Source organism: Acinetobacter sp. TY2 (assembly GCF_046269225.1).
In the GTDB taxonomy this organism is placed as follows: Bacteria; Pseudomonadota; Gammaproteobacteria; order Pseudomonadales; family Moraxellaceae; genus Acinetobacter.
Map to the genome: position 1 here is coordinate 1 of NZ_JBJZOR010000043.1, position 11312 is coordinate 11312.

The window sequence follows — 11312 nt, forward strand, 5'->3', positions numbered from 1 at the left end:
ACATTGGTAATCGCATTGTTGCCTGCATTAATGCCTGCATTCGTTACGCTTACTGTCTTCGTCGGATCAGCATTTGTAATCGTTAAACCTGTGGTATCTAGTTTTGATGAACCTGTGGTAACACTAGTCACATTCAAATTCGGATTAAGTTTAACTTGTACGCCTGTTGCTGTTGCTGTTGTCGTGATATTCGGATCACCCGTAACTGCTACAGCATCTCCAAGCTTTTTAATCCCTGTCGTTCCACTATCACCAGTGAATGTTAATCCTTTGCTATCTACCGCAGTTTTAGCATCTGTACCCGCTTTAATGTCGGTTTTTGTTGCCGCCGATAGGTCTAAAGCATAGTCAACATTGCCATTAGCATCTTTTGTACCCTTCACCACAGATAAGGCACTTGAAGTCGATACGCTAGCTGAATCTGCGTTGACTGTATAAGTATCGTTTTTCGTTGTTGCATCTGTTGTTTTGCTAACAGTGGTATTTTTCCCTTGGGCAACTATTGTTTTTGCTGCCGCTGCCGCTGCTTGGACATCACCAATATTCGCTGCATTCGATGCTGTCGTACCACCACTTGCTACATTAGTAATCGCATTGTTGCCTGCATTAATGCCTGCATTCGTTACGCTTACTGTCTTCGTCGGATCAGCATTTGTAATCGTTAAACCTGTGGTATCTAGTTTTGATGCGCCTGTTGTAACACTAGTCACATTCAAATTCGGATTAAGTTTAACTTGTACGCCTGTCGCTGTTGCTGTTGTCGTGATATTCGGATCACCCGTAACCGCTACAGCATCTCCAAGCTTTTTAATCCCTGTCGTTCCACTATCACCAGTGAATGTTAATCCTTTGCTATCTACCGCAGTTTTAGCATCTGTACCCGCTTTAATGTCGGTTTTTGTTGCCGCCGATAGGTCTAAAGCATAGTCAACATTGCCATTAGCATCTTTTGTACCCTTCACCACCGATAAGGCACTTGAAGTCGATACGCTAGCTGAATCTGCATTGACTGTATAAGTATCGTTTTTCGTTGTTGCATCTGTTGTTTTGCTAACAGTGGTATTTTTCCCTTGGGCAACGATTGTTTTTGCTGCCGCTGCCGCTGCTTGGACATCACCAATATTCGCCGCATTCGATGCTGTCGTACCACCACTTGCTACATTGGTAATCGCATTGTTGCCTGCATTAATGCCTGCATTCGTTACGCTTACTGTCTTCGTCGGATCAGCATTTGTAATCGTTAAACCTGTGTTATCTAGTTTTGATGCGCCTGTGGTAACACTAGTCACATTCAAATTCGGATTAAGTTTAACTTGTACGCCTGTTGCTGTTGCTGTTGTCGTGATATTCGGATCACCCGTAACCGCTACAGCATCTCCAAGCTTTTTAATCCCTGTCGTTCCACTATCACCAGTGAATGTTAATCCTTTGCTATCTACCGCAGTTTTAGCATCTGTACCCGCTTTAATGTCGGTTTTTGTTGCCGCCGATAGGTCTAAAGCATAGTCAATATTGCCATTAGCATCTTTTGTACCCTTCACCACCGATAAGGCACTTGAAGTCGATACGCTAGCTGAATCTGCATTGACTGTATAAGTATCGTTTTTCGTTGTTGCATCTGTTGTTTTACTAACAGTGGTATTTTTCCCTTGGGCAACGATTGTTTTTGCTGCCGCTGCCGCTGCTTGGACATCACCAATATTCGCCGCATTCGATGCTGTCGTACCACCACTTGCTACATTGGTAATTACTTTATTACCAGCATTTACACCACCAGTCTTGCTAATACTCGCTGTATTTGGCGTCTGTGTCGTACCATCCGCATTAACGAATTGCATACCATCTTTGGTAACACTCAATCCGCCTGTTGCATCTTTTACAACCAAGCCTGAATTATCAAGTTTGCTATTCCCTGTGGTAACACTATCAATAGTAATATTTTTAGCTAACTTAACTGTAAGTGTGTCCGTCCCATTAGAAACAACACCAATATTATTATCAGCGAGTTTTGTTGTATCTGTTACACCACCTACAATTTTTGAGGTTTCCCCAATTTTTCTAGCGAAATTATTTCCAGTCGTTACTGAGTTTGTTGTACTAACATCACCCTCATATTTAAGATTCGTTGCTTTTAACTGGGCAACTGTTACAGCATCTGTGTCTTCAGCACCATCCGCTAAATTTTGAATACGACGTTTTTGTGTATCAGAACCTACGGAAACTACACCTACAGCAGCTGTAGTAGCCTGATTTGTAAGGTATGCTGCTTTTGACATCGCGATTGTTTTGGAATTATTCCCTAATGCAACTGAATTATCTAAACTTGCATTTGCACTATTACCAACTGCTATACCGCTTTTAATATTACCAGCTGTTGCATCATTACCAATTGCAATACCACCGTCTGTGCGTAAATATCCAGCATTATCAGCATTTGCACCAGTACCTAATGCAATACTATATGCATATGCTTTGGTATTTTGTCCAATCGCTATTGCATTAACATCTGCTACTCCTCCTGATCGACCAGCATCAGCATTTGCACCAAGTGCAATGCTCTTATCAGAAATAGCACCAGCATTTGTTCCTATTGCAATTGTATCGTTTGCACTAGCAGTTGAACCTGCCATTAAAGCCAAAGCATGATTACCTGATGCTACAGCGCCATTTAAAGAATTACTATTTGCAGAAGTATCACCACTTGAACCAATTGCTACAGAGCCTATACCATTAGCCATAGGACTTTTTAAGGTAGTCGTTAAACCACTACCAACAGCTACCCCACCTTTCCCTGTAGAAATCGTCATATTACTATTAAAATTAGAACCGATAATTACAGATTGATCTCCATTACCCGTAATATCATTACCAATCACTGTCGACTGAGAACCATTAGCTCGTGTAGTCGCACCTATTGCAATCGCCTCTGCACCATTTGTTCCAACAGTAGCTGAACCATTACTACCATTCCCTATAGCTAAGCCTGTAGTAGAACGACTATTATCGACTCCCCCGCCAGCAGTATAAGCTGCCATCGCATTTGGACTAAAAGTTACCATCAAAGCAACAGTTGTAGCACCAATAATTACCGTGACTTTAGAAGATTTTGTTTTACCTTTAGCGAGTTCAGACACTGCAACCCACGTCCCCAAAGTAGCATTCCAGATGACTTTATAAATCTTGTTCATTATGTATTCCTATTGGTTCGTGGTTGCAGAATATTTTTTGGTCTGCAAACACTCATTAGTTTTCGCTACAGAATTGTTCTGTAACTTGATCTTTTTTTGCTTATTCCTTTTCAAACTACAGATTGTTATTACCTGTAGTCTTGTGTTTTTTGTGTGCGTAGATTTTTATACCCCTTACTTTTGCACATAATTCATACAAACCGTTTCCCTTATTTAACAATCTGTTCACAAAAAAAGCAATCAATTTTATGTGAAATAATTGGCTTTTTTATTTCAAAAACGTCACTAGCATCCACTATGTTCATTTTCCATTAAATTCATTATGTTTATTAATATATATATTTGATTCAAAATATTAAAAAATACCAATTATTATTAAATTTAAATTCAAAATAACTTGAAATAAATTACCTTTATTGACTATTTGTGACTTTTTTTGGCATTTTTATTCTTATTTTTACTACATTTTATAATTGATTAGTTTACATAATTTAACTTTGTTTTTTTTCTAAATTATGTTCGTGATCATTTATTAGTATTTCATAAAAATAGCTTTGCTATAATCAACACCAGATCTTTTATATCGAGCCAGAGCTTTGAGAATTATTTTTGCAGGTACGCCTGAATTTGCTGCAAGTGCATTGGCGGCATTGTTAAATACCAACAATGAAATTGTTGCTGTCTATACGCAACCTGACCGCAAAGCTGGTCGTGGGCAAAAACTAACGGCCTCTGCCGTAAAGCAATTGGCACTCGAACATGATCTTCCTGTTTATCAACCTTTACATTTTAAATCTTCAACAGAAGAAGGTTTAGCCGCACAAGCAGAACTCAAGGCTTTAAATGCCGATGTCATGGTCGTTGCTGCTTATGGACTTATTTTGCCGCAAGTGGTTTTAGACACACCCAAATATGGTTGCCTCAATATTCACGGTTCACTATTACCTCGTTGGCGAGGTGCTGCACCTATCCAACGTGCAATTGCCACAGGTGATGCAGAAACAGGTGTGACCATTATGAAAATGGCGGCAGGTTTAGACACAGGTGATATGATGCTCAAAACCATTTGCCCAATTACCGCAGATGACACATCGGCAAGCCTACATGACAAACTTGCGCTACAAGGTGCGACAGCCATCTGTACTGTTTTACAATCTGAAGATACGCTCAAAACTGCTTTGGATAATCGTGAAGTGCAAGATGAAGCACTGACAGTTTATGCACATAAATTAACAAAAGCTGAAGCGCAAATTGATTGGTCACAATCCGCAGTTGCTATTGACCGTAATATTCGTGCTTTTAATCCATGGCCTGTCGCATTTACACCGCTCGATGAAAATAACAACTTACGTATTTGGAATTCATCATTGTCAGATGTCAATGCAGGGCAAGCTCAAGCAGGCGAAATTTTACTTCTCGATAAACATGGCGTGCATGTCGCATGTGGCGATCAACGCTGTATTTGCATTACCAATTTACAATGGCCGGGTGGCAAAGCCCTAAACGCTGTACAAATTAATCAAACTCAAAAACTTACTGTTGGACACATTTTATAATGAAGCAATCTCCCCACGCCTCAGGTAAAAACTTAAACTTACGTGCTCAGGTTGTGAAAACGTTATTGGCTGTCCAAAATGGTCAATCGCTTTCTTCAGTTTTAAATCAGCATATCAATATCGTGTCAGACAAAGACCGTGCGCTCTATCATGAGTTGGTTTACGGTTGCTTGCGTCAATGGCATGCGCTAAAACAAGTGACATTACCATTGCTTGCAAAACCACTTGAAAATGAACTTGTTGAAACGTGTTTATATTTGGGTTTATACCAATTACTTTGCACACGTGTCGCTGCTCATGCTGCAATTTCAGAAACTGTTGAAGCTACCAAACAATTGGGAATGGAAAGTTTAAGCGGTGTGGTAAATGCAATATTACGTCGTGCTACACGCGAGTCTGAACAATTTTATGATGTACTTGAGCAGGCATCAAACCTACCAAGTTGGCTTGCTAAACGCCTGAAAAAAGATTGGGGCGAAGAACGTTTGGCTGAACTCAGCTATGAATTAAAACAAACTGCACCACTGACTTTACGTGTCAATACTCGCCAAGTTAGCCGTGAAGAATACCTTGATATTTTGGAAGATGAAGGCATCGATGCGCATCGTTGTGAACTTTCTAAAGTCGGTATTGTGATGGATGAAAGCCTGCATATTCCAAGTTTACCTGGTTTTGAAGCAGGTGGTTTTTCAGTACAAGATGAACACGCTCAGCTTTGTGCAACATTATTGCCAAATTTAGATGGTAAGTTTGTGATTGATGCCTGTGCTGCACCTGGCGGAAAAACTGCACATATCTTAGAAACTTTTGATGTGAAAAAATTGATTGCACTTGATCAAGATGAAAAGCGCTTAAAGCGTGTAGTTGAAAATCTAGATCGTTTATTGCTTGATGGTAAACACGTTGACGTTATTACTGCAGATGCTGCGAAATGGTCAGCACCTGAGCTTGCAGATTGTATCGTACTTGATGCACCGTGTTCTGCAGTGGGTGTGATTCGTCGCCATCCTGACATTCGTTTATTGCGTCAGTCTACTGACATTGCAAAAACTGTGATTTTACAAAAGCAAATTTTGGAAAATATGTGGTCGCAACTGAAAGTTGGTGGTACTTTACTTTACATTACTTGTTCTATTTTAAAAGCTGAAAATGAACAGCAAATGATTGAGTTCTTTGCTCATCATGCCAATGCGCAAGAAGTAAAAATTGAAGCGGATTGGGGCATTGAACAAATTCACGGTCGTCAGCTTTTACCACAAGTCGGTCATGGTGATGGTTTCTATTATTGCCGTATTGAAAAGATTGCATAAAATCTTAAAAATCTCCCTCTTGCGCAACTTCGTTGCTCATCTTTAAAAAGAAGGAAAATCATCAATATCAATAAGTTTTCGTTGATGAAAGCTCCCTCCTTTGAAAAAGGTAAGAAGCATTGCTTCGCAAGGGGGGGAGGATTTAAAACTGACACAAAAAAGCAGGCTTTAAAAGCCTGCTTTTTTTAACGCCTAAACTTGTATTTGAAATACAAAATTAAAGGGTATGTTGATCTTTTATATCTTCAAGAACGTCATCCAGCTCTTCAGGGTTTTTCATCAAGTGTAAGATCGAAAGAATCAAACCACCCCAAAGAAAAACCATTGAAATAATCATCATAATGATTGCAGAAGTATTCATTGTTCAGCTCCTTATCGATCTTTAACTTGGCTAAGTACAAGTGCAACAACCGCACAGAATGCCACACAGCCCCAACCAAAAATCATCAACATACTTGAGCTATAAGTATCATAGCCTTTGGTCACTAAGCTAAAGATTGTCATACACAATGTCACAAGTAAAATTAGTGATGTGATAACCGTCAGTGTGAAATCCCAACCTTTACCCAATTGAACAGTAGAAATACGGTTCACGTGATCACGAAGCTCAATCAATGCTGAACGCTTGAACCAAGTTACAGTAATAATTGACAATAAAGCACCACCGATAATGCCGATGTTATTGATGAAATGGTCAATAATATCAACAAGTTTAATCGCATTAACACTTGAAAATAAAGTGATTGAAACAAGCGCACTACCACCACCAATAATGGCTACCGCTTTTTTACGACTCCACTTTAACTTATCTTGCATTGCTGCAATTGGCACTTCAAGGATCGAAACCATTGAAGAAATACCCGCAACGAAAAGCGAAGTAAAGAATAATAAGCCAAATAAATCTGCACCTGAACCTAGGCTTGAAATGATTTTAGGAAATGCAATAAATGCAAGACCAATACCACCACTCACCACTTGATCAACAGGTTTTCCTGCTGCAAAAGCCATAAAGCCCAATGCCGCAAAAATACCAATACCTGCCAAAATTTCAGTCGATGCATTGGCAAAACCAACAATCAGACCCGAACCTGTCAAATTAGTTTTTGGCTTTAAATAAGAGGCATAAGTCACCATGATGCCGAAACCCACAGACAACGAGAAGAAGGTATGACCATAAGCCGCAAGCCAAACTTTATAGTCCATCATCGCAGACCAGTTCGGGGTAAAAAATGCATTTAAGCCTTGAGCTGCACCCGGTAAACGTAATGCTTGAATCACAAGAATCGTAAACAAAATGAAGAGTAAAGGCATAAAAATTTTATTGGAAAGTTCAACCCCTTTTTTCACACCACCAAATAAAATGATCAGTGTAAGTACCCAAATTCCTGTGATCGGCCAAAATAAATGACTGACAAATTGAAAATCAAAGGTTGATGCTTTTGACGTTAGCAAATAAGTATTGAAGAAGAAACTTTCAGGATCACTTCCCCACATTTGTCCCACAGAGAAGTAAACATAACTTCCTGCCCAAGTCAGTACACTCGCATAGTACAAACCAATCACGATACACACACATACTTGCCACCAACCTAACGTTTCACCACCTTTAAATAATGCACGGTACGCTTTTGGAGGAGAAGTATTATTTTTATGTCCTGTCGCATAATCTAAAAATAACAGCGGTAAACCCGCAGTAATTAATGCAATCAAATATGGAATTAAAAATGCACCACCACCATTTTCATACGCAACATAAGGAAAACGCCAAATATTACCTAGCCCTACAGCAGATCCAACCGCTGCAATGATAAAGCCTGATCGTGATGTCCAGTTCTCACGAGAATCTGTCATAAAACACCTAATTTTTTTGTAGATGCCTTCTTTTCCGCTTGTTATTGGTCATATTGCGGATAAAAAAGTACCGAGAATTTAAATTTTGTTGTTTGAATTCAACAGCGCCTTTTGAGCACTTTGTTATCATTGCAAACCAGTCATCCTACTAGCATTCTTGGTTAAAGAACGCCAGCAAAAATCACTGTTTAATGATGCAACAATACCTGTTTTTCTTAAGTTTTTCTGTAATTTGTACCGTTTTCTACTGAATAATTTAAGCATTCAACTGCTATTGGTCGTTTTTTTAGGCTATTTTTTTTACTCATGCTTTAAAGCCAGACTATATTCAACTTTTAGCTAATCTATTTAAGTTGAGTCGGAAGGCGATAATGACCTGTAATCTTATACTCATGCAAAATATCATTCTCCTGAGTTCCTCGACCAATATTGTGAATAATCAAAGGTGTTTTAGAAAATAAAGTGGTTTGATTTGAAACAATACCAATGTGTACTAAACCTTTACCTAAATCCCAAGTGACAATATCTCCAGCTTTGAAATTCTGATCTTTCACTACATAACCTTGACGTTGAAAATAGGTCTGAATATTCGGCACACGTCGATGATCGATATTTTTATCGGGACTTTTCAGCCCCCATTTTTGGGGATAATTTTTAAAATTTTCTTTCATATCTTCATGAATGCGCTGTTGTAAATCAATATTTTGATGACGCAAAGCACGTACCACAACATCGGTACAGACACCTTTAATCAATGGCACATCACCCATTGGATACTTCAAAGCTGAATAAGCAGGATCATAATACAAGGTTTGTCCAATTTGAGAACGTGCATCTTTCACCAATTGTGTCGACTGAAAAGCCCAAAGTTGTAGGCTCAGTAGCAATAGAAAAAGTGAAAATGTTAATCGTACAATAGAGACTTTAATCATCGTTATATCTCCTCAAAATCTATAATTCAAAACTAAAAGAAGGAGCCGAAGCTCCTTAAAATTCATTTTATTGTTTAATCACCAATAAACGCTCTTCTTGCATATCACGGATCGCAGACTGAATGCCTTCACGTCCTAAACCTGAATCTTTCACACCACCATACGGCATATTGTCGACACGGAATGTTGGAATATCATTAATAATTACACCGCCAACATGCAAATGATCCCATGCATACAGCATCTTATTAAGATTCTGCGTATACACACCCGCTTGTAAGCCAAAACGACTCTTATTGATGGTGGAAATTCCTGCTTCAAAATCTTTATACTTTTCTAAAATAGCAACAGGTCCAAAAGCTTCATCTTTATAAATTTCTGAAGTTTCATCAACATTTTCAAGTAATGTCGGTTCAAATAAGTTCTTGCTCAACACACCACCATTGAGAATTTTTGCGCCTTTTTTCTCGGCTTTATCGACCCATTTTTTCAGACGTAAAGCTTCAGCTTCTTTAATCATTGGCCCGACAAGCGTTGTATCTAAAGATGGATCAGCGACTTTAATTTTTTTTAATTTAGCGACTAATTTTTTCTTCACATCGCTGTAAATATCGGCATGCACTAAAATACGTTGTATGCTAATACATACCTGACCTGCATGTCCGTATGCCCCACCAATAATACGATCAATCAAAGCATCAGTTACTTCAGTATCAGGTTCAATGAGTACCGCTGCATTGCCACCTAGCTCTAGAGTCACTTTTTTACGACCTGCGCGAGCTTTCATGTCCCAACCTACTTGGTCAGAACCCGTAAAGCTGAGCAACTTAAAACGGTCATCGGTCACTAAAATATCAGCATGTTCACGCTGACAAGGCAATACTGAAAATGCGCCTTTAGGTAGATCAGTTTCCGCTAAAACTTCGGCAATTTTTAAAGCAGAGATTGGCGTTAAACTTGCAGGTTTTAAAACAAATGGACAACCTGCTGCAATTGCAGGTGCAATTTTATGTGCGGTTAAATTTAATGGAAAATTAAAAGGGCTAATTAACGATACAGCCCCAATAGGGATATTCCGCACCATCCCACGATATGACCCTGCTGCTGCAGTCACAGCTAAAGGCATTAAGCGACCTTCATCAAGTGTAGAAACAGCATCTGCCGCGATTTGAAAAGTATTAATCAAGCGTTCAACTTCTGCTGCCGCTGCATTACGAGGTTTACCGCCTTCAAGAATTAATAATTCTGTCAGTTCATCACGCATTTCATTAAAACGCTTAACACAATGCAATAAAATCTTTTGTTTTTGAAAGGGCTTTAATGCTGCCATTTCTTGTTCAGCTTTTACCGCTGCTGAAATAGCCCTTTCTAAGACCTTATCATCTGCCAATGCTACACGTGCATAAATGTTCCCACTAAACTTACAATGTACATCTAACCATTGTGTTGTTTTAACCGCTTTTCCAGCGACATACAAAGGTAATTCTAAAATTTCTTGCGTAGACAAGGTCATGATTTCCTCTTTATATACATTCTGATAATGAAAAAATACTTCAACCGCTATATCATGCGCTCATATTGAAACCGAATGAAAGGTGTTTCAGTAACAAAACAAGGGAATGAAAATGTCATTTCCACCAATGAGAGCATTATGAAAAATATTCAATTATCCGTTTTAGCAGTAACTTTAGGTTTGTGTTCATTTGCACAAGCAGATTTCATCGGATTAAAAGGTGATATTAGCTATTGGAATGTCGATGGCAAAGCCAATATTGATGAAAAAAACCTAGCAGATCAAGATATTGACCGTGATGGTACAGTGCAAATTTCTGCTGCTTTTGAGCACCCAATTCCACTTATTCCAAATATCAAAGCAAAATATACACAGCTTAATTTCGATACTGAAGCAGATCAATACGGTCTAGCAAATACAGAACTTAAACTCGATCATACCGATTTAATTCTTTATTATGAAATACTCGACAATATTGTAGATGCTGATATTGGTGTCGGTGCAACACGTTTAAATGGTGATGTAAAACAATTTGGTAAATCACTCAATGTCGATGAATATGCACCAATTATTTATGCTGCGGCGGGCGTAAAATTACCTTTCACAGGTTTAAATGCGAAAGCTGAAGCCACTTATACCAATGTAAATGATGTAAAAATCACTGACGCTCAAGCAGAAATTCAATACAATTTTATACAAAGCATGCTTGCTGATGTTGGCTTAAAAGCAGGCTATCGTATTTTAAATATTGAATTAGATGATACAGAAAGCCGTGATATGAAGTTTGAGTTTAAAGGCCCTTATATTGGTCTAGATGCTCACTTCTAATTGAAAGTACTCAATTAAAGTATTTAATTAAGAAAGCGAATCATCCTAATCATTACTAAAGCAGATCAGACGATCTGCTTTTTTGTACGTAAAAACTTACAAAGACTACCGTAATTAACATCTGTTCCGATTTT

Annotated in this window: 8 protein-coding genes; 3 read left to right on the forward strand and 5 right to left on the reverse strand. The window is 38.6% G+C overall.

The annotated features are described in order from the left end of the window. The coding region (locus ACK1JC_RS16435; protein ID WP_409512912.1) for an ESPR-type extended signal peptide-containing protein at nucleotides 1-3188 on the reverse strand (3188 nt) is incomplete at its 3' end. A gap of 596 nt (nucleotides 3189-3784) precedes the next feature. Here ACK1JC_RS16435 and fmt point away from each other — a divergent pair. Both fmt and rsmB read left to right on the forward strand, forming a co-directional pair. Then, nucleotides 3785-4744 (forward strand): methionyl-tRNA formyltransferase, encoded by a 960-nt coding sequence (gene fmt, locus ACK1JC_RS16440; RefSeq protein WP_409512913.1) that lies wholly within the window; start codon nucleotides 3785-3787, stop codon nucleotides 4742-4744. Next, a complete protein-coding gene (gene rsmB / locus ACK1JC_RS16445) occupies nucleotides 4744-6054 on the forward strand; it encodes a 16S rRNA (cytosine(967)-C(5))-methyltransferase RsmB (RefSeq protein WP_409512914.1) in 1311 nt (436 codons plus the stop codon). The genes fmt and rsmB overlap by 1 nt, the downstream gene beginning before the upstream one ends. Nucleotides 6055-6271: 217 nt before the next feature. Here the strand turns inward: rsmB and ACK1JC_RS16450 are convergent, their stop codons facing one another. From ACK1JC_RS16450 to ACK1JC_RS16465, 4 genes are all read right to left on the reverse strand, one after another. After that, entirely contained in the window at nucleotides 6272-6415 is a 144-nt protein-coding gene (locus tag ACK1JC_RS16450) for a methionine/alanine import family NSS transporter small subunit (RefSeq protein WP_409512915.1), read from the reverse strand. A gap of 11 nt (nucleotides 6416-6426) precedes the next feature. Continuing rightward, complete coding sequence (locus ACK1JC_RS16455; protein ID WP_409512916.1) at nucleotides 6427-7905, reverse strand: sodium-dependent transporter; 1479 nt, start codon at nucleotides 7903-7905, stop codon at nucleotides 6427-6429. Nucleotides 7906-8249: 344 nt separating this feature from the next. Then, nucleotides 8250-8837 carry a DUF1287 domain-containing protein gene (locus ACK1JC_RS16460; RefSeq protein WP_409512917.1) on the reverse strand — a complete coding sequence of 196 codons (588 nt, stop codon included), beginning with the start codon at nucleotides 8835-8837 and terminating at the stop codon, nucleotides 8250-8252. A gap of 67 nt (nucleotides 8838-8904) precedes the next feature. Further along, the gene (locus ACK1JC_RS16465; protein WP_409512918.1) at nucleotides 8905-10350 is read right to left on the reverse strand and encodes an aldehyde dehydrogenase family protein; all 1446 of its coding nucleotides are present in this window, start codon (nucleotides 10348-10350) and stop codon (nucleotides 8905-8907) included. 138 nt (nucleotides 10351-10488) lie between these two features. Here ACK1JC_RS16465 and ACK1JC_RS16470 point away from each other — a divergent pair, with 138 nt between their 5' ends. Continuing rightward, nucleotides 10489-11178, forward strand: coding sequence for a TIGR04219 family outer membrane beta-barrel protein (locus ACK1JC_RS16470; RefSeq protein ID WP_409512919.1), 690 nt, complete (start codon nucleotides 10489-10491; stop codon nucleotides 11176-11178). Nucleotides 11179-11312: the final 134 nt, after the last annotated feature.

Coding starts and splice junctions, on each gene's coding strand:
- ACK1JC_RS16465 (WP_409512918.1), bottom strand. CDS start 10,350: ATGACCTTGTCTACGCAAGAAATTTTAGAATTACCTTTGTATGTCGCT.
- ACK1JC_RS16455 (WP_409512916.1), bottom strand. CDS start 7,905: ATGACAGATTCTCGTGAGAACTGGACATCACGATCAGGCTTTATCATT.
- ACK1JC_RS16460 (WP_409512917.1), bottom strand. CDS start 8,837: ATGATTAAAGTCTCTATTGTACGATTAACATTTTCACTTTTTCTATTG.
- rsmB (WP_409512914.1), top strand. CDS start 4,744: ATGAAGCAATCTCCCCACGCCTCAGGTAAAAACTTAAACTTACGTGCT.
- ACK1JC_RS16450 (WP_409512915.1), bottom strand. CDS start 6,415: ATGAATACTTCTGCAATCATTATGATGATTATTTCAATGGTTTTTCTT.
- ACK1JC_RS16470 (WP_409512919.1), top strand. CDS start 10,489: ATGAAAAATATTCAATTATCCGTTTTAGCAGTAACTTTAGGTTTGTGT.